Origin of the sequence: Hominisplanchenecus faecis, assembly GCF_020687205.1 — a bacterium.
Classification (GTDB): domain Bacteria; phylum Bacillota; class Clostridia; order Lachnospirales; family Lachnospiraceae; genus Hominisplanchenecus; species Hominisplanchenecus faecis.
On the sequence record NZ_JAJEQE010000015.1, the window covers coordinates 21950 to 47273 of the forward strand.

General features: G+C 45.2%; 22 protein-coding genes and 1 tRNA gene. 3 read left to right on the forward strand and 20 right to left on the reverse strand.

All coding sequences use genetic code 11. From position 1 onward, the window contains the following. Positions 1 to 19: 19 nt before the first annotated feature. Positions 20 to 1261 (reverse strand): BaiN/RdsA family NAD(P)/FAD-dependent oxidoreductase, encoded by a 1242-nt coding sequence (locus LKD42_RS06225; protein ID WP_248835143.1) that lies wholly within the window; start codon positions 1259 to 1261, stop codon positions 20 to 22. A gap of 15 nt (positions 1262 to 1276) precedes the next feature. After that, positions 1277 to 3667, reverse strand: coding sequence for an HAD-IC family P-type ATPase (locus LKD42_RS06230; protein ID WP_248835144.1), 2391 nt, complete (start codon positions 3665 to 3667; stop codon positions 1277 to 1279). Positions 3668 to 4000: 333 nt separating this feature from the next. Between LKD42_RS06230 and gdhA the strand changes: the two genes are divergently transcribed. After that, entirely contained in the window at positions 4001 to 5335 is a 1335-nt protein-coding gene (gene gdhA / locus LKD42_RS06235) for an NADP-specific glutamate dehydrogenase (protein ID WP_022118706.1), read from the forward strand. 212 nt (positions 5336 to 5547) lie between these two features. Here gdhA and LKD42_RS06240 read toward each other — a convergent pair whose 3' ends face one another. The 4 genes from LKD42_RS06240 to LKD42_RS06255 form a co-directional block, all read right to left on the reverse strand. After that, complete coding sequence (locus tag LKD42_RS06240; protein WP_022118707.1) at positions 5548 to 5928, reverse strand: 4Fe-4S binding protein; 381 nt, start codon at positions 5926 to 5928, stop codon at positions 5548 to 5550. A 149-nt stretch (positions 5929 to 6077) separates the two neighbouring features. Beyond that, on the reverse strand, positions 6078 to 6770 hold the full coding sequence (locus LKD42_RS06245) for an LrgB family protein (protein ID WP_173865796.1): 693 nt from the start codon (positions 6768 to 6770) through the stop codon (positions 6078 to 6080). Between the two features lie 26 nt (positions 6771 to 6796). Further along, the gene (locus tag LKD42_RS06250) at positions 6797 to 7177 is read right to left on the reverse strand and encodes a CidA/LrgA family protein (RefSeq protein ID WP_022118709.1); all 381 of its coding nucleotides are present in this window, start codon (positions 7175 to 7177) and stop codon (positions 6797 to 6799) included. A 147-nt stretch (positions 7178 to 7324) separates the two neighbouring features. Then, a tRNA-Gly gene (locus LKD42_RS06255) sits at positions 7325 to 7397 on the reverse strand. Between the two features lie 543 nt (positions 7398 to 7940). On the opposite strand from LKD42_RS06255, the gene LKD42_RS06260 reads away from it, so the two are divergent. Continuing rightward, positions 7941 to 9299: a citrate/2-methylcitrate synthase gene (locus tag LKD42_RS06260; RefSeq protein ID WP_248835145.1), complete on the forward strand. Its 1359-nt coding sequence runs from the start codon at positions 7941 to 7943 to the stop codon at positions 9297 to 9299. A gap of 85 nt (positions 9300 to 9384) precedes the next feature. Here LKD42_RS06260 and LKD42_RS06265 read toward each other — a convergent pair whose 3' ends face one another. The 8 genes from LKD42_RS06265 to LKD42_RS06300 all read right to left on the reverse strand — a co-directional run bounded on the left by LKD42_RS06265 (position 9385) and on the right by LKD42_RS06300 (position 19511). After that, positions 9385 to 9588, reverse strand: a complete 204-nt coding sequence (locus tag LKD42_RS06265) for a type II toxin-antitoxin system antitoxin (protein ID WP_147631334.1) — start codon at positions 9586 to 9588, stop codon at positions 9385 to 9387. A gap of 1 nt (position 9589) precedes the next feature. Continuing rightward, positions 9590 to 10606: an SPFH domain-containing protein gene (locus LKD42_RS06270; RefSeq protein ID WP_173865812.1), complete on the reverse strand. Its 1017-nt coding sequence runs from the start codon at positions 10604 to 10606 to the stop codon at positions 9590 to 9592. Between the two features lie 717 nt (positions 10607 to 11323). Next, the gene (gene leuD, locus LKD42_RS06275) at positions 11324 to 11812 is read right to left on the reverse strand and encodes a 3-isopropylmalate dehydratase small subunit (protein ID WP_147631717.1); all 489 of its coding nucleotides are present in this window, start codon (positions 11810 to 11812) and stop codon (positions 11324 to 11326) included. 12 nt (positions 11813 to 11824) lie between these two features. Next, the gene (gene leuC / locus LKD42_RS06280; protein ID WP_248835146.1) at positions 11825 to 13093 is read right to left on the reverse strand and encodes a 3-isopropylmalate dehydratase large subunit; all 1269 of its coding nucleotides are present in this window, start codon (positions 13091 to 13093) and stop codon (positions 11825 to 11827) included. Between the two features lie 267 nt (positions 13094 to 13360). Then, positions 13361 to 14749 (reverse strand): NADPH-dependent glutamate synthase, encoded by a 1389-nt coding sequence (gene gltA / locus LKD42_RS06285; RefSeq protein ID WP_248835147.1) that lies wholly within the window; start codon positions 14747 to 14749, stop codon positions 13361 to 13363. Next, positions 14749 to 15639, reverse strand: a complete 891-nt coding sequence (locus LKD42_RS06290; RefSeq protein WP_022119193.1) for a sulfide/dihydroorotate dehydrogenase-like FAD/NAD-binding protein — start codon at positions 15637 to 15639, stop codon at positions 14749 to 14751. Before LKD42_RS06290 ends, gltA begins: the two co-directional genes overlap by 1 nt. Before the next feature lie 120 nt (positions 15640 to 15759). Then, positions 15760 to 18450, reverse strand: a complete 2691-nt coding sequence (locus LKD42_RS06295; RefSeq protein ID WP_248835148.1) for an FtsK/SpoIIIE family DNA translocase — start codon at positions 18448 to 18450, stop codon at positions 15760 to 15762. Between the two features lie 185 nt (positions 18451 to 18635). Continuing rightward, a complete protein-coding gene (locus LKD42_RS06300) occupies positions 18636 to 19511 on the reverse strand; it encodes an undecaprenyl-diphosphate phosphatase (RefSeq protein WP_022119196.1) in 876 nt (291 codons plus the stop codon). Between the two features lie 272 nt (positions 19512 to 19783). Here LKD42_RS06300 and LKD42_RS06305 point away from each other — a divergent pair, with 272 nt between their 5' ends. Next, positions 19784 to 20500 carry a LytR/AlgR family response regulator transcription factor gene (locus tag LKD42_RS06305; RefSeq protein WP_022119197.1) on the forward strand — a complete coding sequence of 239 codons (717 nt, stop codon included), beginning with the start codon at positions 19784 to 19786 and terminating at the stop codon, positions 20498 to 20500. Between the two features lie 12 nt (positions 20501 to 20512). Here LKD42_RS06305 and LKD42_RS06310 read toward each other — a convergent pair whose 3' ends face one another. The 6 genes from LKD42_RS06310 to LKD42_RS06335 all read right to left on the reverse strand — a co-directional run bounded on the left by LKD42_RS06310 (position 20513) and on the right by LKD42_RS06335 (position 25324). After that, positions 20513 to 20746, reverse strand: a complete 234-nt coding sequence (locus LKD42_RS06310; RefSeq protein ID WP_022119198.1) for a hypothetical protein — start codon at positions 20744 to 20746, stop codon at positions 20513 to 20515. A 21-nt stretch (positions 20747 to 20767) separates the two neighbouring features. Next, positions 20768 to 21166 carry a GerW family sporulation protein gene (locus LKD42_RS06315; RefSeq protein WP_022119199.1) on the reverse strand — a complete coding sequence of 133 codons (399 nt, stop codon included), beginning with the start codon at positions 21164 to 21166 and terminating at the stop codon, positions 20768 to 20770. Position 21167: 1 nt separating this feature from the next. Further along, positions 21168 to 22172, reverse strand: a complete 1005-nt coding sequence (locus tag LKD42_RS06320; RefSeq protein ID WP_248835149.1) for a DUF2953 domain-containing protein — start codon at positions 22170 to 22172, stop codon at positions 21168 to 21170. 69 nt (positions 22173 to 22241) lie between these two features. Next, positions 22242 to 22580, reverse strand: coding sequence for a hypothetical protein (locus LKD42_RS06325; protein WP_022119201.1), 339 nt, complete (start codon positions 22578 to 22580; stop codon positions 22242 to 22244). A gap of 68 nt (positions 22581 to 22648) precedes the next feature. Continuing rightward, on the reverse strand, positions 22649 to 23284 hold the full coding sequence (locus LKD42_RS06330) for a GNAT family N-acetyltransferase (RefSeq protein ID WP_248835150.1): 636 nt from the start codon (positions 23282 to 23284) through the stop codon (positions 22649 to 22651). A gap of 30 nt (positions 23285 to 23314) precedes the next feature. Continuing rightward, positions 23315 to 25324 (reverse strand): M28 family peptidase, encoded by a 2010-nt coding sequence (locus LKD42_RS06335; RefSeq protein ID WP_248835151.1) that lies wholly within the window; start codon positions 25322 to 25324, stop codon positions 23315 to 23317.

A 25324-nucleotide genomic window follows, 5' to 3' on the forward strand; every position in this document is an offset into this window, starting at 1 on the left:
TTTTCCTCCTGCATGGTATCTATGCTTCGCTCATCGCCAGTGCTGCCGCATAGGCAGTGGACCAGGCGATCTGCAGATTGAATCCTCCGGTCACAGCATCCAGATCCAGTACCTCACCTGCAAAATACAGTCCCTGCACCAGTTTGGACTCCATCGTGGACGGATTGACTTCTTTTACACTGACACCACCTTTTGTGATAATAGCTTCATTATAATCGCGAAGCCCTGTTACGGTCAATGGCAAATTTTTGATCAGCTCCACAAATCCGAGGCGTTCTTCTCTTGATACCTCATTTACCTTTTTCTCCGGATTGATGCCGGACAACTCGATCATGACCGGAGTCAGTTTTGCCGGGAAAAGTCCGCCCAGTGCGTTTTTAAACTGTCTGTTTTTTGCTTCCTCAAAATCACGCAGGATTCGGTGATCCAGTTGTTCTTTTGACAATGCCGGCTTCAGGTCGATAAACATAGAAAGTTCTTTTTTTCGTGCCGTTTTCGCAGTGTAACTGCTGGCACTTAAGATCAGAGGACCAGTCACGCCAAAGTGGGTGAACATCATCTCGCCAAAACCATCATAGAGTTTCTTTTTACCGTCCATCACTTTGACATCCACATTTTTCAGTGAAAGACCCTGAAGGCTTTTCGCCCACGCTTCTTTTGTATTAAACGGAACCAGCGATGGATATAATTCCGTCACTTTATGTCCGAGTTCTTCTGCGAAACGGTAACCGTCTCCGGTAGAACCTGTCGTTTTATAAGAAATCCCTCCGGTTGCCACAAGTACGGCATCTGCCGGAAAAAGTTTCTTTTCTCCATCTGACAAAACACCGGTTACTTTTCCATCTTTGGCTTCCACCTTGGAAACTTCGGTATTTAAATGCACCTGCACTTTATATTCCCGCATTTTCCTGCGAAGTGCATCAATAACATCCGCAGAATGATCTGATACCGGAAAAACACGGTCCCCACGTTCAATTTTGGTCTTTGTACCGGCTTTTTCAAAAAAATCGATCACATCATGATTCGTGTAGCCATAGAAAGCACTGTACAGGAATTTCGGATTGCTGACAACTGCCTGAAACAGTTCTTCCGTATCACAGGCATTGGTCAGATTACATCTGCCTTTTCCTGTAATATAGATCTTTTTGCCCAGTTTTTCATTTTTTTCAAACAGATGGACTTCGCACCCGCGTTCTGCCGCATTCAGTGCTGCAAACATGCCTGCCGCCCCTCCGCCTATCACTGCTATTTTCTTTTTCATTTATAATTCCTTTCCTTACCGGCTTCTTTTCTTTTTTCTCTTCGGAAATAAAATCTCCAGTTTTTCGTATATGCGATCTCGGATCCGGTAACAGCACAGGATCAGACGTATCAGTTCATGATACAGAAGAATGGCCATGCACACAAGCGGGATCGCCAGTACCATCTGCCAGCAGAAGATGCTGTGGATTCCAAGAAATCCCGGGAACAGTAGCACACCCACCGAAAAAACTGCGATCACGCAGACACAGAGAATGCCTCTCAGCCAGTTCAACGGCCTGCACACACGAAATACGACCATGATCCCGACTGCTCCTCCGACCAGGAGATCAAAGGTATAGGTAAACACTTCTGTTTCTTTCCAGAACGGTGACAAAACCTGAACCACAAGCAGGGTGACAACCATAGTAATCGCCGCCGGAAGTGCCGTCTGCATCACATGACGCAAAAATCCAGTACTTGTCACCTCTTCGGTATGCTCCAGTGTCAGCACAAAACTCGGGAAACCGATGCAGGCTGCACTGATCAGAGACAGCTGCACCGGGATAAACGGATACGCCCGTCCGAGAAGAATAAAAATGACACACAGCAGGATGGAATACAGTGTCTTGGTCAGATACAGTGCGCTGACCCGCTCGATGTTGGCAATGATCGTCCTTCCTTCGCTTACAATATTCCGAAGGCAGGCAAAATCCGAATCCAGCAGGACAATATGTGCCGACTGTTTTGCCGCATCACTTCCGGCTGCCATCGCAATACCGCACTCTGCATCCTTCAGTGCAAGCACGTCGTTGACACCATCACCAACCATACCGACCACTTTCTTTTCCGACTGATAAGCATGGACAAGCTTCTGCTTCTGTTCCGGCTTCACGCGTCCAAAGACATTATATTTCTGCACGGCTTCCCGGTAACTTTGCGGATCATCTCCGAGTGCGGAGGCATCCACGTATTTTTCTGCCCCCAGAAGTCCTGCTTTTCCGGCAATCTTCGATACCGTCACCGGATTGTCACCGGAGATCACCTTGATCTCTACCTTCTGCCCACGGAAGTACTGAAAGACGTCCGGTGCTTCTTTCCGGATGCAGTCCAGGATCACGATCAGTCCCATCGGTGACACCTCACTGACACTTCCATCTTCCGCCTGAACAGAACCGCATTTTCCAAGCAACAGGACACGATAGCCCTCCTCTGAATACTGATTGACTTTTCGAAGGATTTCCGCCCCTTCTTCGTCATCCTGCAATAAAAACTCCGGTGCACCAAGGACATAACAGCCCTTTTCTTCGAACTCGATCGCACGGTACTTTCGTTCGGAAGAAAACGGAATTTTCTGAACGACCGTAAAACGGTCCATACGGTGAAAATAACGTTTTAATGCTTCCTGCGTGTTGTTGCTGTCTTCAAAAGCAAACGTAAGCTCATTCATGATCTCGCTTACTTCTTCTTTTTTCACCTCTCCAAGGCCAAGCACCTCTGTAACTTCCAGTTCCCCGGTCGTGATCGTTCCGGTTTTGTCAAGGCAGAGCACGTTGATGCGTGCCAGTGCTTCGATTGCTTCCATCTCCTGCACGAGTGCCCGCTTTTTTGCAAGTCTTCCGACGCCCAGGATAAACGAGATGCTGGTCAGCAGCACCAGTCCCTCCGGAATCATACCGATGATTCCGGCAACGGTTGCCACGATAGCTTCGTTCCTGGTCATCCCCTGAGCACTGATCTGAGAACGGAACAGCAGAATGCCGATCGGAATGATCAGAATACTGATCACCGCTATGATCCGCTTGATCGTATTCTGCATTTCCGAAGTGGCACGTTTTTTCGTCTTGGCTTTCCTTGTCAGCTCTGCGGCATAATTCTCATCACCGACATGAACCACACGGCCGACACCGCCGCCCGCAACTACAAAACTGCCGGACATCAGCTCATCTCCTGCTTTTTTCTTTACAGGTTTTGATTCTCCGGTCAGCATAGATTCATTAACCTCCAAACCGTCACATTCAAGAACCGTACAGTCTGCACAGATCTGATCGCCGTTTGTCACAATCAGAATGTCATCTTTCACCACTTCTTCTATATCTATCTCATATTTTTCACCTTCTCTTACCACATGAGCTTTTGAAGCCGTCAGAACCGTCAGCTTGTCTACTACTTTTTTAACTTTCAGTTCCTGCACGATCCCGATTACCGCATTGACGATCACGACTCCCATAAAAGTCATGTTCTTGAACTGTCCGGTGATCAGAACCAGAATGGCCAGAAAAAGGTTCAGAAAATTGAAATAAGTAAGCAAATGTGCTTTTACGATCTCCTTATTGGTTTTCACCATATGATTTTCCATCCTGTTTACTTGACCGCTTCGGATACGCTCCTCCACCTCCTGCCCGGTAAGTCCCGCTTGCTTTTCCATTGGCAGATCCTCCTTTGTATTCAGGCCGGTTTTCATCCAGTCTTTTCCTCTCAGTATAGCGAATCTGCTTCTTTTTGTAAATGGTCATTCTTTTCGTTTTCTTGCGCTTTATATGGAAATTTTGCTTTTCCCTTTTGATGCTTTTCCAGCAAAAACTACGTACTTCCAACATTTTTACAAAAATTCCGTATTTTTTTTGCTAAAAAGCACTATTTTTTTCTTTACTTTGCCACGCTGATTTGCTATAATCTGCAATGAAAAAAACGTAACTGTTTTTTGCATAGCTCTGAATGGTTACAGAAATCAATGTATGAAGATAAGGAGGACACAATCATGTCATACGTAGATGAGGTTATTGCCAAAGTTGTAGAGCAGAATCCATCTGAACCTGAATTTCATCAGGCAGTAAAAGAGGTTCTGGAGTCTCTGAGAGTCGTTATCGAGGCAAATGAAGAAAAATACAGAAAGGATGCTCTTCTGGAAAGAATGGTAAATCCGGAAAGACAGTTCAAATTCCGTGTACCATGGGTTGACGATAAAGGTCAGGTTCAGGTAAATACCGGTTACCGTGTACAGTTCAACAGTGCGATCGGACCTTACAAGGGCGGTATCCGTCTGCATCCGTCTGTAAACATTGGTATCATCAAATTCCTTGGTTTTGAACAGGTTTTCAAAAACTCTCTGACTGGTCTGCCGATCGGTGGCGGCAAAGGTGGTTCTGACTTCGATCCTAAGGGCAAATCAGACCGCGAAGTTATGGCATTCTGCCAGAGCTTTATGACAGAGCTGTGCAAATACATCGGTGCTGATACAGATGTACCGGCAGGTGATATCGGAACAGGTGCAAGAGAGATCGGCTATATGTTCGGTCAGTACAAGAGAATCCGTGGCCTGTATGAAGGTGTTCTGACAGGTAAAGGCTTAAGCTACGGTGGATCCCTTGCAAGAACAGAAGCTACCGGTTATGGTCTGCTCTACCTGACACAGGAACTGCTGAAACTGAACGGTATCGAACTGGCTGGCAAGACTGTTTGTGTATCCGGTGCCGGCAACGTTGCTATCTATGCGATCGAAAAAGCTCAGCAGCTGGGTGCAAAAGTGGTTACTGCAAGTGATTCTACCGGCTGGGTATACGATCCGGACGGAATCGATGTAGCAGCACTTAAAGAGATCAAAGAAGTAAAACGTGCAAGACTGACCGAATACAAAAACTACAGACCAAACGCTGAATACCATGAAGGACGCGGCGTATGGAGCGTAAAATGTGATGTTGCTCTTCCATGTGCAACTCAGAATGAACTGCTGATCGACGATGCAAAACAGCTGGCAGCAAACGGATGCCTGGCTGTATGCGAAGGTGCTAATATGCCTACTACTATGGATGCAACAGAATATCTGCAGAAAAACGGCGTGATCTTTGCTCCTGGTAAAGCTGCAAACGCCGGCGGTGTTGCTACATCTGCTCTGGAAATGACCCAGAACAGCGAACGTCTGAGCTGGACATTTGAAGAAGTAGACGCAAAACTGCAGGGTATCATGGTTAATATCTGCCACAACATGGTTGATGCTGCTGAACGTTACGGCATGAAAGGCAACTATGTAGCCGGTGCAAACATCGCAGGCTTCGAAAAAGTTGTAGATGCTATGAACGCTCAGGGTATTGTTTAATCTAAAGATAACAAAATATCTATCAGTCAAAAACAGATCTTGTCGGTCACAATCGACAAGGTCTGTTTTTTATGATACATCAGATGTATACAGAAGAATGTCAGAGGCATTTTTGAATTAGAGACAGCGGCACAATAAAAAAAGCCATCGCAGACATTTCACATGTTCAGCAATGACTTTTTTTATTTTTATGTATTATTTTTGAGTGCTCTTTACTCTTCTACTACTTCCAGTACATCCATCGGACAGGCTTTTGCACAGATACCGCATGCGATACATTTGGATGCCGGATTGCCCTCTGTCTTGACGATCAGTCCAAACGGACAGGCTTTTGCACAGGCTCCGCAACCGGTACATTTCTTTTTGTTGATCATGTAAACGCCTTTTGCATTCTGAGTGATCGCACCTTCCGGACAGGCTTCTGCACATTTGCCACACTGTGGACAGGCCATCGGGCGTACACTCTTCTTCTCTACGATCTGGATACAGGACTTGTCCGGATGAAACTCCTTATAAAAAGCCTCAGAACATGCTTCTACGCATGCAAGACAAGCCATACAGGTACTTCCTTTTTTTACTTTCAGTTTTTTCATGTTAATCCTCCGCATTTATGTTTTTTTTTATTCTACCATTTTCAACAAAATTTCTCAATAGAGATTTTATATTTTGATGTGGGTGTCAAAAGTCCCCAACTATGAGCAAGCTCATGTGGATTTAGACCTTTGACCCTGGCATCATATTTTCAGTAAAATCCAGCAAATACAGAGGCTCCGATCACAGTCAGAAGACCGGCTACCGCGATCGCCAGGCTGCTCATCGCACCTTCCACTTCGCCCATTTCCAGTGCTTTGGCCGTCCCGATCGCATGGGAGGATGTGCCAAGTGCCAGTCCTTTTGCGATCGGCTCATAAATACGAAACAGCTTGCAGACTGCCTCTCCGATCACATTTCCGATCACGCCGGTAACAATGATCACAGCCACCGTGATGGTCACCAAACCGCCCAGTTCTTCGGAAACGCCCATTCCGATTGCTGTTGTGATAGACTTTGGAAGCAGCGTAACATAGACATCATGCTCAAGTCCGAACAAAAATGCCAGAAGCAGGACGCTTCCAAGACTTGCCAGCACACCTGCGAGGATGCCGCAGGCAACGGCTGCCAGATTTTTCTTTAAAAGTGTCATCTGCTGATAAAGCGGCACCGCCAGACATACCGTCGCCGGAGTCAGAAGATAACTTAAATATTGGGCAGAATTTTCATAACTTTCATAATCCACCCCGCACAACATCACCACGCCGATCACAAAAATGATTGAGATCAGCAGCGGATTTAAAAATGCATACTTGAACTTTTTCTTCAGCATAATGCCAGCTCCATATCCGATCAGACTGACCGTCACGCCAAAATATGCCGAGTTACACAATATCTCTTTCATGTCTTTAACCTCCTGAGATCACCTTATTAATCCTGCTTCTCCATCTTCTGTGCTGCCATGTTTTCTTTCAGATGCATTACTGCCTGTGCCGTTCTTCCGGTCACAACCATAACAAAGACGGTCGTGATACAAGTGATCACAAGAACCGGTACCAGAATTGCCTTTAAATCACTCCAGGTCACGATCAGACCAACGGCGGCCGGGATAAACATCGGCGGCATGATCTCGATCAGAAAGTCCGCTGCGATCTTGACCTGCTCCAGTTTGATCACTTTTGTCATCAGACCCGCCAGCATCAGAAGCAAACCGTAGATACTTGCCGGGATCGGCAACGGAATCAGACAGTGCAGAAATTCTCCGAGAAAGGTTACAAACATGATAATCCCAAACTGATACAATAGTTTCACTTTTATTACCTCCTGTGCCATCTGGCAAACTTTTTTGATTTCCCCCGTAAAACATTTTTGCCTGCCCCAGACAGCTATTTCCGTCTCAAGGCAAAAAAAGGTCGATTGAATACACTATATATCCAATCGACCCACCCCAAAGTATTAAGCGCGAGACGGGACTCGAACCCGCGGCCTCGACCTTGGCAAGGTCGCGCTCCACCAACTGAGCCACTCGCGCATTTTTTATTTCTGCCTGTCTCTCAGGCACGTTTCATATGATACAACAGGTTTCTGGATTTGTCAACTGCTTTTTTTGTTTTTTTGCCATATTTTTTTTATTTTCCTGCTATACTTTTTTTATACATCCCATAGCCATTGTTTATTGTTTTTTTATTAGCAAAATTCACTGTTTTATGGTAAAATAGTAAGTATATTTTGGTGATGCCAAGACGAAAAGAATTACTTTTCCGGTAACAAAGCGATTCATTGGCATCATTTCGAATACTATATAGAGATGCCAGGGTCAAAAGCCTGAAACCACGATGTGCTTGCACAAGAGTGGTTTTATGGCTTAATGACCCGCCCCGATATGAGCATAAAAGTGAAGCGTAAGCTTTACGATATGCGAATATTGGGGTGCTATGTGCCAGTGGCACATGTTTAGCACCGACCGAAGCGGAGCGTAGAAAGAATTGTGGGAGTACGAAGTACGGAACAATTCGTATGGCATCTTTTGACCCCAACATCATATAAAAGAAATAATGAAACGGAGGAACTGCCAATGAATATTTATTCAGAAATTACACCTGAAATATTGTCTCTGACAAAACTTGCAGAAAGTACCAGCAAGATTGACCCTGCCCTTTACACCAAATATGATGTAAAACGCGGACTGCGTGATATCAATGGTAAGGGTGTGCTGGCAGGTCTTACTGATATCGGCAATGTCCATGCTTATGATATGGTAGACGGAAAACAGGTTCCATGCGAAGGAAAGCTTTACTACCGCGGATATAATATCGAAGATCTTGTAAACGGTTTTATCAGAGATCAGCGTTTTGGCTTTGAAGAAGTTACTTACCTGCTTCTGTTCGGAAAGCTCCCATCAAAAGAGGACCTGAAAGAATTTTCCAATATGTTGGCAGCATATCGTTCTCTTCCTACCAGCTTTGTCAGAGATATTATTTTAAAAGCACCGAGCCAAGACATGATGAATACGCTTGCCCGCAGTGTTCTGACACTCTATACTTACGATGACCGTGCAGACGACATCTCACTTCCGAATGTACTGCGTCAGTGCTTGCAGCTGATTGCACTGTTTCCGATGCTTTCCGTATATGGCTATCAGGCATACAGCCATTATCACGATGGAAAGAGTCTTTATATCCATATGCCTGATCCATCACTTTCCACTGCGGAAAATCTGCTCCATATTCTCCGTCCGGACAGTAAATACACCAATCTCGAGGCCCACATCCTTGACATTGCACTGGTGCTGCATATGGAACACGGCGGTGGTAACAACTCTACGTTCACCACTCATGTGGTATCTTCTTCTGGTACAGACACCTACTCTACTATAGCATCTTCCCTTGGCTCTTTAAAAGGTCCGAAACACGGCGGTGCCAACATCAAAGTTGTCCGTATGTTTGAAGATATGAAGAAAACCGTCAAAGACTGTAACAACGAAAAAGAAGTTGGTGATTATCTGCGTGCCCTGCTGAACAAAGACGCTTTCGATCACGCCGGTCTGATCTATGGTATGGGACATGCTGTTTACTCTCTTTCTGATCCGCGTGCCAATATTTTCAAGGGTTTCGTAGAGAAACTTTCCAAAGAAAAAGGCAGAGAAGAAGAGTTCCAGCTTTATTCTATGGTGGAACGCCTTGCACCACAGATCATTGCCGAAGAACGCAAGATCTACAAAGGTGTCAGTGCCAACGTGGACTTCTACAGCGGATTTGTATACAGTATGCTGGATCTGCCTACGCAGCTCTTCACACCGATCTTTGCGATCGCCCGTGTGGTTGGCTGGAGTGCCCACCGCCTCGAAGAGCTTGCCAATAACGGAAAAATTATCCGTCCTGCATACAAAGGCATTTCTGAGATTAAAGATTATGTTCCGATTGAAAAACGTTAAGATTACAAAAACATTTTTAAATACAAAGCGACACAAAAGTGCCGGAAGAACCTTTCATTCTTCCGACACTTTTTCTTTTTACATCTCAGATGTCTAATTCCGGCGGTTCATCCATTGTTTCGGATACATACTTGCCGTTTTTTTTACGTTGCCTTACACATTCTGTGAGCAGATATTCAATCTGCCCGTTTACGGAGCGAAAATCATCTTCTGCCCAGGCTGCGATCTGATCATACAGTTTTGCCGAGAGCCTGAGCGGGATCTGTTTCTTCGGTCTGCCCTCTGTCATATCAGTACAGACTTCCTGAATTTACAACCGGCTGTGCATCGTGATTTCCACAGAGCACGACAAGAAGATTGGAGACCATGGCAGCTTTTCGCTCCTCATCTAATTCGACTACCTGATTCTCATTCAGACGCTCCAGTGCCATCTCAACCATACCGACTGCTCCGTCAACGATCATCTTTCTCGCATCAATGATCGCTGATGCCTGCTGTCTCTGAAGCATAACGGCTGCGATCTCCGGTGCATAGGCAAGATAGGTGATACGTGCCTCTATGATCTCCAGACCGGCTTCTGCTACTTTCTTCTGGATCTCATCGCGGATGCGTCCTGCAACAATTTCGCTGGAACCACGCAGGCTGCCTTCATCGGCAATGCCGTCACCGGTCGTATCGACATTCGGTGCCACATCGTAAGGATAAATACGCACGATATTTCGCAGGGCACTGTCACACTGCAGGGAAAGATATTCCTTGTAGTTGTCGACATGGAAAACAGCTTTTGCCGTATCGGTCACACGCCACATCACAGCGATCCCAATTTCCACCGGATTACCGAGGCAGTCATTGATCTTCTGACGGTTGTTGTTGAGTGTCATGATCTTCAGGGAAATCTTTTTGTTTGGAACCGATGCATTTGCAGAAGCATTTGCACCTGTTGCCGCAACCAGCACGGATTTCGCACTGTTTCCGCCATCCACATCCCCGCTCTGGTTCAGTTTGGTCTTTGCTGCCGGGTTCACACTGCTGCAGAATGGATTTACCCAGTAAAATCCTGCATCTTTCAAAGTGCCGACATACTTACCGAACAGAGTAAGCACCAAAGCTTCCTGCGGTTTCAGAACTTTAAGTCCCAGAAACGGGATCCAGCCGATGGAAATCCAGATGATTGCCAGTAGCATAAGCGGAATCAACTCGGTAATCGCACTGACAAGCATGATGCCTGCAGCTGCTGCATAAAAAATGATAAACAGCAACATCATTGCCATGCCATTTTTCCTGTTGTTCAAAACTTTTTCCTTGATATCCATAATCCTTTCCTCCTTTAATTATTTTTGTGATGCCAGGGTTAAAAGGTCAAAATGTCGTTCTTGCTTGCGAGATAAGACATTCGAACTTGAAACCCGCTAAACACGAGGAAGCAGCTATTTACGCAGTAAATCTGCGGATTCCGAATGTTTATAGAATTGCGGGAGTTATTTTATAACGGAGCAATTCGCAGGCATCATTTAGTTTTAAAACATCTTTTCGGTTTATTAAAATGATATCATTTTAATATCAGTTTGTCAATATTTTCTTATGGTAATGTTTAAAGTCAAACGCATGCAAGATCTGCACTCGATCTTGATCAGCCTGACTGACCATTGATCCGACAAAAAAAAATCGCCACCTGCTCTCAGGTGACGATTTCTTTTCAAAATACCAGAAGCATTAAGCCAAATGGTATTTCAGTCTCGCATATATTTGATTTGAACGCAGAGAAGCATTCCCCCGCTTCAAGTGTGCAGAGCACTAAGCGGTGAGTGAGGGGGATGCTTATGTCAGTGGGAATTGAAAGCTCACACTGACAGGTCGCGAAGCGACTGCGTTCATGAGCAAGTAGCGAAGCGGATTGTGAATGTCCGCTTTACGATTACTCCTTATACTCAAAAAAGATTTCATATCTGATAAAAATCAGATACGAAATCTTTTTTATGATTCAGACTATTATTTAATCAATTGAGCACTTTGCCTACAACGCTTTAGTTCTTTCCATTAATATAGGAAATAAGGCCTTCTGCTTTGATGATCTTCTGCATAAACTCCGGGAACGCCTGTCCTTTAAACTCGGTTCCTTTTGTGCGATTGTAGATCATGCCGCTGTCAAAATCTACTTCTACATCATCGCCGTCCTCGATGCCTTTGGATGCTTCCGGACACTCGATGATCGGCAGTCCGATGTTGATCGCATTGCGGTAGAAAATACGTGCAAAAGTCTCTGCGATGACACAGCTTACACCTGCTGCCTTGATGGCGATCGGTGCATGTTCTCTGGAAGATCCGCAGCCGAAATTTTTCTCAGCTACAATGATATCTCCCTTATGAACTTTGTTTACAAACTCTTTATCAATATCTTCCATGCAGTGTGTTGCCAGTTCTGCCGGATCGGAAGAATTCAGATATCTTGCCGGAATGATAACATCGGTATCTACATTGTTTCCATATTTAAATACTTTACCATGTGCTTTCATCTTATCTTCCTCCTATAATCCAAGCTCTGCCGGTGCGGAAATCTTTCCGGTCACTGCACTTGCTGCTGCAACTGCAGGGTTTGCCAGATATACTTCTGATTTTACATGTCCCATACGGCCCACGAAGTTACGGTTGGTAGTGGAGATACAACGCTCACCCTCTGCCAGGATACCCATGTAGCCGCCAAGGCATGGTCCGCAGGTCGGTGTGCTGACAACTGCTCCTGCTTCGATGAAGATTTCCAGCAGTCCTTCTCTCATAGCCTGCAGATAAATCTGCTGTGTTGCCGGGATCACGATACAGCGGACACCTTTTTTCACTTTGCGTCCTTTTAAGATCTCTGCTGCACAACGCAGATCTTCGATACGTCCGTTTGTACAGGAACCGATCACAGACTGATCGATCACAACATCTTCTGTGATCTCATCGATGCTCCTGGTGTTTTCTGGAAGATGCGGGAATGCTACGGTTGATTTCAGAGTGCTGAGGTCAATGGTATATTCCTGTTCGTATACGGCATCTTCATCTGCTTCATAGACTTTATATGGACGTTTGGAATGTTCTTTCATATATGCAACGGTCAGGTCATCTACCGGGAAGATACCGTTCTTGCCACCGGCTTCGATCGCCATGTTTGCGATCGTGAAACGGTCATCCATGCTCAGGTATTTGATTCCTTCACCAACAAATTCCATGGATTTGTAAAGAGCTCCGTCCACACCGATCAGTCCGATGATGTGCAGGATCACATCTTTGCCGCTTACCCATTTTGCCGGTTTGCCGACCAGGTTAAATTTAATTGCAGACGGTACTTTAAACCATGCTTTTCCGGTTACCATACCGGCTGCCATGTCGGTACTTCCAACACCGGTGGAGAATGCTCCCAGTGCTCCGTATGTACAGGTATGAGAATCTGCACCAATGATCACATCTCCTGCCACGGTCAGTCCTTTTTCCGGAAGCAGTGCGTGTTCGATTCCCATCTCTCCTACGTCAAAATAATTGGTGATCTCATTTTTACAGGCAAATTCACGTACACATTTGCAGTGTTCTGCTGATTTGATATCTTTATTCGGGATAAAATGATCCATTACCAGTGCGATCTTATCCTTGTCAAATACTTCCTGTTTTTTAAACTTGTCCATCTCATGAATGGCAACCGGGGAAGTAATATCATTTCCCAGGACCAGATCCAGATCTGCCTCGATCAGCTGACCGGCTTCTACACTTGGTAATCCTGCATGAGCTGCAAGAATTTTCTGTGTCATCGTCATTCCCATGTCTTGTTTCCTCCTCATTCTCGTGTTTCATGCAGAAACTTTTCTTTCTGCATACTCTGGCATTGAAATACCGCCTTTTGCGGATTTTAAACCTGTTTTTTATCATAGCATAAATATTGGTAAATTACAACAAAACTGCCGTGTATTTTATGGGCAAAACTTTTATCTGTAAAAAAGATGCCACCCGTTATTACAGGTGACACCTCTCTTCTATACTTATCTTAAAACATCTGCAAATGCTCTGTCTAAAAAGACACCACAAACATCTTATTTATTGCTCAGGAATTCATGGATACCTTTTGCTGCTGCTTTACCTGCACCCATAGCCAGGATAACGGTAGCTGCTCCGGTAACGGCATCTCCACCTGCGTATACACCATCTTTTGATGTCTTTCCGGTTTCTTCGTCCGCAATAATGCATTTTCTCTTATTGACATCCAGACCGATGGTCGTTGAAGAAATCAACGGGTTCGGTGAAGTTCCAAGGGACATGATAACGGTATCTACATCCAGGACAAATTCAGATCCCGGGATCTCTACCGGTCTTCTTCTTCCGGAAGCATCCGGCTCGCCAAGCTCCATACGGATACATTTCATGCCGGCTACTGCATCGTTCTCATCTACCAGGATTTCCGTTGGGTTGGTCAGCAGATCAAAGATGATACCTTCTTCTTTTGCATGATGTACTTCTTCTGCTCGTGCAGGAAGTTCTGCTTCACTTCTTCTGTATACGATATGTACTTCTGCACCGAGACGAAGTGCGGTTCTTGCAGCATCCATTGCTACGTTTCCGCCGCCGACAACAGCTACTTTCTTGCCATGTACGATCGGTGTATCGTAATCTTCACGGAATGCTTTCATCAGGTTGTTTCTTGTCAGGTACTCGTTTGCAGAAAATACACCTTTGGCGGTTTCTCCAGGGATTCCCATGAACATCGGCAGACCTGCACCGGAACCGATGAAGACTGCTTCAAAACCTTCTTCATCCATCAGTTCATCAATGGTGATAGAACGTCCGATGATCACGTTTGTCTCGATCTTAACACCGAGTGCTTTTACGTTTTCTACTTCTTTTGCAACAACATCCAGTTTCGGAAGACGGAATTCTGGAATACCATATACCAGTACACCGCCTGCCTCATGCAGTGCTTCAAAGATGGTTACGTCATAACCTAATTTTGCCAGATCACCTGCACAGGTCAGACCGGATGGACCGGACCCGATAACAGCTACTTTCTTGCCGTTCTTTTCTGCCGGAGCTGCCGGACGGATGCCGTTCTGCCTTGCCCAGTCAGCTACAAAACGCTCCAGTTTTCCGATGGAAATGGCTTCGCCTTTGATACCGCGGATACATTTTCCTTCACACTGGCTCTCCTGCGGACATACACGGCCGCAGATTGCTGGAAGTGCACTGGACTCAGAAATGATCTGATATGCTTTTTCAAAGTTTCCTTCTTTTACTTCATGTACAAATGCCGGGATATTGATGGATACCGGACATCCCTGCATACATTTTGCATTTTTACAGTTGATGCAGCGGGAAGCTTCTTCCATTGCTTCGTCTGCATTATATCCAAGGCAAACCTCATCAAAGTTGGTTGCTCTTACTTTTGGTGCCTGTTCTCTTACAGGAACTTTCTTTAATACATCTGCCATTATTTGTCACCTCCGCAATTTCCACATCCGCCATGATGTGTGTCACCTTCACGCAGTTTCAGAAGTGCACGTCCCTCTTCTGTCTTGTAGAGAGTCTGTCTCTTCATTGCCACATCAAAATCAATCTTATGACCGTCAAATTCCGGACCGTCTACGCAGGCAAATTTCACTTCATCTCCTACCATAACACGACAGGCTCCGCACATGCCGGTACCGTCCACCATGATCGGGTTCATGCTGACAATAGTCGGAATGTTCAGTTTCTTTGTTGTCAGGCAGCAGAATTTCATCATGATCATCGGACCAATCGCTACGCAGTGATCATATACTTTTCCTTCTTTTGTTACCAGGTCTTCGATCACTTTTGTTACCATTCCGCTTCTTCCGTAAGAACCGTCATCGGTTGTAACATAGAGATTGCCTGCCACTTCGGAAAGTTCCTTTTCCAGGATAACCAGGTCTTTTGTCTTTGCACCGACAATAACATCCGCATCAATGCCGTGCTCATGCAGCCATTTCACCTGTGGATATACTGGTGCGGTACCTACACCACCAGCTACAAAAAGGATCTTTTTCTTTTTTACTTCTTCGAGCGGCTCTGTGCACAGGTCAGACGGCTGTCCCAGAGGACCTACGAAATCACGGAAAGTATCTCCTGCCTTCAGTGTGGTAAATTTCTCTGTGGACGCTCCGATCGGCTGGAATACAATAGTAACTGTACCGGCTTCTCTGTCATAGTCACAAATAGTCAGCGGAATACGCTCGCCGACTTCATCCATTTTTACGATGATAAACTGTCCCGGCAGACAATGCTTTGCAACACGCGGAGCCTCTACAACCATCTCGTAGATATTGCCTGCAAGTTTTCCTGCTTTTAAAATCTTGTACATATCATACCTCCATATTTTTGTTTTATAAAAGCACACCTGACTGTGTTTTTTGTATACAGTCGCAAGGTTCTACAAAACACTACATTAAAGTATAAAACAATCCCTTAAAAATTTCAATACTTATTGCCCCTGCTCAAGATAATTTTCGAACTGTTCCATGCTCATCAGCACTTTCCTCGGTTTGGTTCCTTCTTCCGGACCGACAACACCGGCATCCGAAAGCTGATCCATGATGCGTGCCGCCCGGTTAAACCCGATCTTGAACATTCGCTGGAGCATACCGATCGATGCTTTGTCTTTTTCAATGATAAACTTTCCGGCATCTGCAAAGTATTCATCTACATCGCTTCCGCTATTTTTCAGATCCTGGGCAGCCTGTGTCACCTGCGATAACTGCACCTGCATTTCTGCATTGTATGTTTCTGGGTTATTCTGCTGCGTTAAAAATTCTACGACCTGTTCCACTTCACTGTCTTTGACAAACGCTCCCTGAAGTCTTGCCGGTTTCTGGTAATTCTGCGGATAGAACAACATATCTCCTTTTCCAAGCAGTTTTTCCGCCCCGTTCATATCCAGGATCGTCCTGGAATCCACACCGGAAGAAGCCTTGAACGCAATCCTTGACGGCATATTTGCCTTGATCAGACCAGTGATAACATTGACGGAAGGCCGCTGTGTTGCAAGGATCAGATGGATGCCGGCTGCTCTTGCAAGCTGTGCCAGACGGCAGACTGCATCTTCCACTTCTCCGGGAGCAACCATCATCAGATCGGCAAGCTCGTCCACGATGATCACGATCTGTGGCATTTTCTTCATTTCTTCCGTCCGCTGTTCTTCCGGGATCGATTCGATCTTCTGATTATAGCCTTTCAGATCACGCACGCCCTGGGTAGCAAACTGCTGGTAACGTTTCGTCATCTCCGCTACTGCCCAGTTCAGAGCACCGGCTGCCTTTTTCGGATCGGTGACAACCGGGATAAACAGATGCGGGATCCCATTGTAAACACTCAGTTCCACGACTTTTGGATCGATCATGATCAGCTTGACATCTTCCGGCGAAGCTTTGTAGATCAGACTCATGATGATCGTATTGACGCATACAGACTTACCGGATCCTGTTGCACCGGCAATCAGAAGATGCGGCATTTTTGCAATATCCGCCACCACAATCTTTCCTGCCAAGTCCTTTCCAACTGCAATTGACAGCTTGGATTTGGCTTCCTGAAACTCCGATGACTCCAAAAGTTCTCTTAAATAAACTTCGCTGCTTTCCTTATTCGGGACTTCAATGCCGACCGCTGCTTTCCCCGGGATCGGTGCCTCGATCCGGATATCTTCTGCCGCAAGGTTCAGCTTGATATCATCTGCCAGATTGACGATACGGCTGACTTTGACTCCCTGCTCAGGTGTCAGTTCGTACCGGGTGACAGAAGGTCCGCAGCTGACATTGGTGACATGAGCCTCCACGCCAAAACTGTGCAGTGTACTCTGCAGCTTCTGGGCCGTCGTTTTCAGCACCTCACTGCTGTTTCCGTTTTTTCCGCGTCTTGGAAGACCGAGGATCTCCATCGGCGGGAAGGCATACTGTGGTTTCTGCACCTTTTCTGCCGCTTCAATCTCCTCGCTGACACTTTCCAGCTGGACTTTCTGCTCTTTTGCGGAAGATCTTGGATTTTTCCGGTTTTTCTCTTTTTCCGTTTCTGCCGAACCGCCGGATTCTTCTGCATGATCTGGCACTGGATGCGGTGACGGTTCCGTATCAGAATGGTCTTCTTCATCCAGTCCTTCAATGGAAAGCATATTCAGAAAATCAAAGGATTCTTCCGGCTCCTCTTCATAGATTTCCTCTCTCCTGCCCGGTTCCTCTTCGATGATCGGCTGTGCCTCGATGATCTCTCTTGGAATTTCACTTTTCTCCGAAACCAGATTTTCACCTACCGTCTGATAAGTCACACCGGTCACTTTATGATCAAGACGTCGTTTCTTTTCTTCTTCAAACGCCTCTTTTCTCCGCTCCAGAGCTTCCCTTTCATTCATCAGCTGCTGTTCCCGGCAAAGTGCCTGCTCTTCACGGTGTATCCTTGCCTGCTCCATTCTTCGTCTGGCATCTTCCTTTGCAGAACAGTAGACTTTTTTGCTGCTTTTTTGCATACCACGAAACAGAGAACGCTGCGTGATCAGAACCAGGGCAATCACAGCCAGAAGGATCACGATCACATAAGCTCCCGCAATGCCGACGGACGGACAGAACACTTTGCAGAAAATGCCTCCGATAATCCCGCCGCCTGTATGTTCCTCGATGCTGTACTTATAATAGTCCATCAGATTTCTGCTCTTATCGTATCCGTTGATCAGTTCGCAGAAAATGGACATGGCAAGCCACATCAGACAACATCCGCCCAGTTTGACCCACATAATGCTTTTTTCCTTGTTTACAACTGCAAAAGCCACTCCCAGAAAAAGGGCAAATGGGAACAGATACGCCATCAGCCCAAATGCTCCGAGACTGATATGGCTTACCGTATTGCCGATAAAGCCGCCGACACCGAAATTTCCGATCAGGATCAGAACGGACAGAGCAAGCACCAGCCAGACCAGAATTTCCTCCCAGACAGAGAATCCTTCATTTCCTGGATTTTCGATTCTTTCCGGTTTCTGATAATCCGTTTTTCTTGGTCTGCCGACCTTTCCCTTTTTCGGTACCGCAGTCTCTTTCTTCGGCATTGCTGTCGTTTTCCTGCTGTTGTTTCCCTTCTTTGGTGCAGAATTGCTTCTTCTTGTACTTTGCACCGTTTTTTTCCTTTCTGCCATAAATTGTTGCTCCCCTTTATCTGTTTTCCTCGTCATATCACATTTTTCGTCGCTATAGCAAAGATAAAACACGCTTTGTAGATTTTATCAGCTGATCCGCGGTCTCCATAACAAAAAACTGTTACAGAATCCATACCGTAACAGTCTTTTTGCATATAAAACATTCCTTTGTAAAATCGATTCTGTTATACCAGGAAGTTTGCAATAATCGCAATCACTCCTACTGCAAAACAGTAAATCGCAAATCCCATAAATTTTTTCTTACGCACGACTGTAAGCATCGTTTTAATGCATACATAACCAACGCATCCTGCAACGATCGCTCCGATCAGTCCGTTGAGTACGATGCCCCCGGTGATCGCTTCACTTCCCAGATCCTTGATCTCAAGAACAGCCGCTCCCAGAATCGCCGGGATCGACATAATGAAAGAATAGCGAACTGCAAAACGTCTGTCATATCCGCTCATCAGGCACGCCGCGATCGTCGTACCGGAGCGGGAAAGTCCCGGAAGTGTGGCACAGCCCTGTGCTGCACCGATCAAAAATCCGCTTCTGTAACTGATATCCTTTGGTATCTTTTTGCCGTTCGGTGTTTTCTCGGATACCACCAGCAAAATGGAAGTCAGGATCAGGCAAATCCCCGGAACGATCAGTGTCGCACTCGCTTTTTCCACCATTCCCTTTCCGATATAACCAATGATACCTGTCGGTATGGTAGATACCAGCACCAGTACCACAAACTTGCGATAGTTGTTTTTTACAATCTTGCGGTAACGCAGCGCACTGTAGGAACGCTGATTCTGAATATAACTTTTCAGATTGTAAATAATATCACCACACATATTGACCGTCTCAACGATCATACGCAGAATGTCCTTGCGGTAAACCACGAAAATCGCCACCAGGGTACCAAGATGCAGCATAACATCAAAAAATAATCCCCCGTCTGTCTGGATATGAAATATATTCTGGATGATCGCCAGATGTCCGGAACTGCTGACCGGCAAGAACTCCGTAATGCCCTGTACAATTCCCAATATGATCGCCTGTATAATTGACATAATAACCTCCCATACCGCATTTGAAACGGCTTAATCGAACTTTTTAAATTATAGCATACTTTCTATAAACTTACAAATACTTATTTTCAAATTCCACAATACGACAAGTCCTGTCCTCAAAACCGAAAAAACTTCTTATTTTTTATAGACATTTGTCAGAAGAAGAGATACACTGTTACCAACATAGCATAAGTCAGCGGACAGATGGGATAACTTGTATCTTTCTCTGTTTATCCGTCTGCTTATAGTATACGTGGAAGGAGGTTTTATTTATGGATACTTTACATATTGCTGTTTGTGATAATCATGTTTCTTCCCTGACTTTTATCACCAGTGAGATCACCAAGCAGATTATGAACATGAATGTCCAGGCAGATGTTGCTTCCTTTTCTTCCGGCGAAGATGTCATGTGCCGTGTATCGGAGGGAATGTTTTTTGACCTGTACATTTTAAATATTGAAATGCCAAAGCTCGATGGCATCACACTTGCTCTGCAGATCCGCAGGCATCAGAAGAATCCGGTCATCATCTTTGTATCTGCAAGAGAAGAATATGTTTTTGATTCTTTCAAAGCACATCCTTACAGTTTCGTCCGCAAAGATCATTTTCATGAAGATTTGAGTTCCACACTGAAAGCATTCATGCTGGAATACCATAAACGGGAAGACTCGTTTCTTTATATTCTCCGCACACCGGATGCCCTGCACAAGTTAAATCTCAGACAGATCCTCTACATCCGGGATATCCGAGATGGTTTTATTGAGCTTTTGAAAAACGACGGCACTGCCAAGCGGATCCGCTATAACATAAACGACCTGGAAAAAGAGCTGGAGCCCTGTGATTTTGTCCGCATCCATCCTCTGGAGCTGGTCAACTGCGACTATGTTTTCCGGATCAAAAACGGAAAAATTATGCTTGATAACGGAACAGAACTTGCGATTGCCGATCCTTACCGGGAAAATATCCTGGAAAAATTCGGTGAAATATAGCCGCTCTTTTTCTCAGCAGCAGAACATAAAATAGCCAAGAAGCAGCAGCCCGAAGATAAAGAGAACCGACACAAAGACATTCGGCATAAAAAATGCGATCGTCATACCAAATGCGATCCAGAACACGGTATAGCCTATGATCCTTTTCATTGGATTTCTCCGAATCTCTTTATTACCAGAATATGCATCTGCAAAGGCATCGTAGCACAAAAGGTCATGGATTTTACGGAACTGTCCGATCCCCATGACCTTTTGTTATCTTTTTCTTTATTCTTTTTCTTCTTTTGCCTCTGAAATGATCTCGTCGTCATCTTTTGATGAGAAAAATTTTCCATCGGTAAATTTATTAACAAAATCCGGAACCATATCCAGGATCTTGGTCAGACCGTCCTGATTTTTGACATTGACCAGTTTAGTCGTCCCGTTCTGGATCACAAGCACGGCACTCGGACTCATTTTTCCGCCCATGCCACCGCCGCCGTTCTGTTTCTTGTCTTCATTTTTTGCTGTCGCAGCAACACCAAACGTGACATCTACAAGTGGCAGGATGATCGTGTCACCCACTGTGATCGCATCTCCCACAACGGTTTTGGTCGTGATAAAACTGTCCATGCCTTTGAAAAGAGAATTTACTGTACTCTGAAAGTTGTTGTTTTCTGATGCCATATTAAGCCCTCCTTAATCGTCTGAATCGTTTCCAGTATATTTTTAATTTTTTATCAAAAAATATCTTCGCTCCTGTCAGTGCAAGATGGCAGATGCGGATATGTCCCAAAGCCAAAACTTCTCCTTCGCAGACCTGATCTTCAAAATCAGGCTTAAGATCCAGTTCCTCGCACTTCGCCGGAAGGATCAGATAGAGAATCCCCGTAAACTCTCCGGTGAGTGCCGGATCTCCGAAACCATAATGTACATAGCCTTTGATCTTATGCGGGCGAATATGTCTCAGAAGATAAAAGAGATGATTCTTCAAGATCTGATAAACTTCCCGCGAAAGATCTGAACGCAGAAAATCAAGATATCGCTTCAGTGTCTCTTTTGATTTTGTAATAGAACGGATCGTTTTTTTCGCCTGCTCTTTTGCGGTGAGGATACGATTTCTGATCTTTTCGATCTGCATGCGTACCTTTTCGATTATATTGAAAAAACGATGTCGCTTTTCCGGTTCAGCCGCATCTTCTGCCTGCAATTCTGACATTTCACCATCCTGTGTTTCTGATTTCGAAGCCTTATTTTCCTGTGTTTCGGTTTTCGGAGACGGTTCTGGGTTCGGTTTCGTTTTCTCTTCTAACACAGGCATTGGCTTTTTCTCTTCCGAAACATCCTCTGTTTTTTCTGTCTCGCAGTTCTTTGTTTCATTGTTTTCTGCCTCTTCTGAAAAATCCTCCGTCTGCCCGGTATTTTTTTTAGCGAAATCGATCTTTTTTCCGAAAATCTGCGGTACAAAGGATATCTGCCCATTCCGGTAGCCTGCTTTTACCTTCAGGATGCCAAACAGCCAGCTCACACTGACGTTTGCAGTACTTTTTTTCAGTTCCCCGTGTTTTTCTGCACATATGCGATACCGCAGAGGCAAAAACAAAACGGTCAGAAGGATCAGCAGGACCAGTCCCAGAAGAACGGCCAGAAGAATCCCCACTATTTTCAGTATAGCCAGTATGATATGTATCATATACAAACACCCGTTAATTTCTTTCCTGATTATGATTCTGCAACGCCTGCCAGAATCACCTGCCAGACCTCACATAAGCCTGCCCTGTCTTTCACTGCATCTGCTTTTCAGATAACGGAGGATATCTCCGTTTCCGGTCTCTCTGTACGTCTCTTCCGCCATCTGGACCACCAGATCCACGGCTTCCTCATAGCCTTTGGCAATGCCGTAGATCATCGGCAGCTTTTTTCTCACTGCTCTTTGTTTCAGCCACGCAGAAGAAAGGATATCAAACTGATCCTCGCCGTTTGCTGCCTCGGTGATCACCCACACATCGATCATTCCCGCACCGATCTTCAGTTTCCGGATGATCTTGTTTTTCTTTTTTGATGCACCTTCCCCCACATAGAGATATGGATACCATTTCATATTTTTTCCTTTCTCCTGCCATCGAATTCTTGTTCTATTTTACCAGACACAGAAACATAATGCAACGACTAACGAACTTCTCTTATCATGCAGTACTGTTTCAGGGAGAAATTTTTTTCAAGCACACCATATACCTTAAATCCAGATTTCTGATAAAACTCCACATTATTCTGATTGTGTGTCTCCAGCGAGATCATCATCCGGTGCTGATCTGCGTAGCGTATGGTTTCCTCCAGAAGTCCTGCCGCAATCCCATGATGCTGCATCTGCGGATTAACTGCCAGATAGATCACGTGGAGCCTGCGATTCTGATGAAGCTGATCCGTCCAGTTCGAGTTCAGATAGTCTCCGCCCTTGATAAAATTGTAAAATGTGTGCAGAGACGGATCTTCTTTTATCAGAAAACCATCCGTATGTAATACTGCTTTTGCTTCTGTATAAAGAAAGCGGAAAATATTGCAGGATTTTGTTTCATCAGATACCACAAGAACGCTGTTCAGCTCTTCGCTGTCTGAAAAAATCTCACATGTCTCATAAAATTCATCCATATCACAATGAAACAATTCCGGCATCAGTTTCTTTCGGATTTCCGCATTTGGTATCAGTGTCTCATAAAGTGGATCATGTGCAAAGCACAGATTCAGAAGTTTTTCCAGTTTTGGCAGATCCTCTCTCTGCACGCGGTATAAATTTTCGCTGTCCATAAATTTCTGATTTTCTCCCTTTCTGTATGCTCAGTTCAGATACGTTTCTTTCAGAACTTCTGTTATCTTGTCAGTATATTTTTCCAGTAATGTATACTGTTTTTCACATACTTTTTTCAGTCGGAGAATCTCACTTTCAAAATCAGATCCCGCAGTTTTTTCTTTTTCCAGCAGGCTTCTCACCAGAGTATAAAGCTTTTCATGCTCCATAATCCTTCCATAGCCCCATTTCAGCCGTTCCCTTGGCTGATGGAAAACATAGTCCGTGAAATGATTGTATACATCTTCATCAAACATAAACGCATAAGCATTGTTGTCAACCTGATAGAGCCGTCCAAGTGCCTTTGATACTTCTGCTTTTTCAAGATCTTCTATCGCATCTTCTAAAAGCCTGATATTTTTCAGAAGGATCTCATGTGGATAAAGTACGTTTCCGTACCAGTCGATGCGTACAAACGTATCCTGTTCTTTTTTGAAGTTTGCAAGCTGTTTCTGTTCCAGAGGACGCAGGCTTTCAAACAGCTCTTCTGCTTCTTCAAAGCGTTCCTCCTTAAGAAGGCGGCGGTAAGCACGGTTCTGTTCCTGTACCTTCTGATAATCCTGCTCTGCTTTTTTTTCTGCTTCTTTCAGATATTGCTTCATAACATCCAGTTTCTTTGAAAGTACACCTTTTGCAGCTTCCGCTCCGGGAAACTTCCCTGCCCGGCTCATAACCGGGGCAAAACACAACGGAACGACCGCCGTCTGATCCAGTTCACAGATCAGCAGCAGAAACAGTTCGTGATGCAGGCGGTATACCTGTTCATCGTAATAATCATCGTTATCAAACTGTGAATGGTAGTGCGTCTCCATAAAACTTCCACCGGTAAAATCATTGACCATGGACGGAATGCCGGCGATCGCCATGGAAAAGTCATCCGACCAGGTCTCGATCGGTGCCGTAATCCTCGTCTCCTCCGGATAGGCCTGTGTCAGAAGCGGCAGATTAGAAAGAAATTCTTCCAGATAACGCACATATTCATAACAGCTGCGGATCCTGGCTCTTGTTCCATGTGCCAGTGCAGGAAGTTCAAAATTAAGATCTGCGATCACTTTGCCGACCCACTCCGGATGTGCTGTAAAAATCTGCTCGTAAGCACCCGCTGACCAGTCAAAATCAGAATCGATCACACCCCATTCCTCTGCCGCCATTGCACAGAATACGATTGTATTGTTTGGCTGATAACCACTCTCCAGCAAAGACTTTGCGATGCCGAACATCAGGGCAACCGCAGTATTGTCATCCTGAAAGCCGCTGAAATAAGAATCATAATGTGCGGAGAGCAGGATCATACGCTCCGGATGCTTTCCAGGAATCCTTCCGCAGATATTGTAGGTGGTGCACGACGGCATCACCTGGCTGTCCGCGTCAAAAAAGACCTGGATCTCTTCTTTTTCTTTCAACAGCTCTTTAAGCACTTCTGCATCTTTTCTGGAGATTGAAAAAGCTGCCGCATCGGAAGGTCCTGCAATATCCTGTGCATTTAAGGCTTCGTTGTCAATCTCACCATATCCGCCGTCCTGGACAGCGATCAGGGCTTTTGCCCCTTTTAAATGTGCCTGATAAACCGGGTAATTGATCCACCATTCATCTCTCTGGTTGATATCGACAAGTACCAGTTTCCCCTGCACTTCCCGGCCCTCATAATCCTTTTCCGTTCCTTTTCCCACATAAGTCAGGGAAAAAGGTTCAAAGCCATCAGTCTTAAAGTCTGTCTGATATGCTCCAAGCTGAAATTCTCGGCGTTTGCCTTTTGTCTCCACCGCAAGGACTGCCTTTTTAAATTCCCAGCCATCCACGGTGACGGCATCTTTTGTAACCTGTGAAAGCCCGATGCTTTCCATTTCTTTTTTCAGCATCTCACCGGTCTTAAATTCTGCCTGCGAACCTGCCGGGCGGTATCCCAGTACCTCGTTGGAGCGAAACTGCTCCATGCGTCTTGCCAGTTTGTAAGAATATTCAATATCCAGATGTTCTAATAAATGTTCTCTTGTATGCAT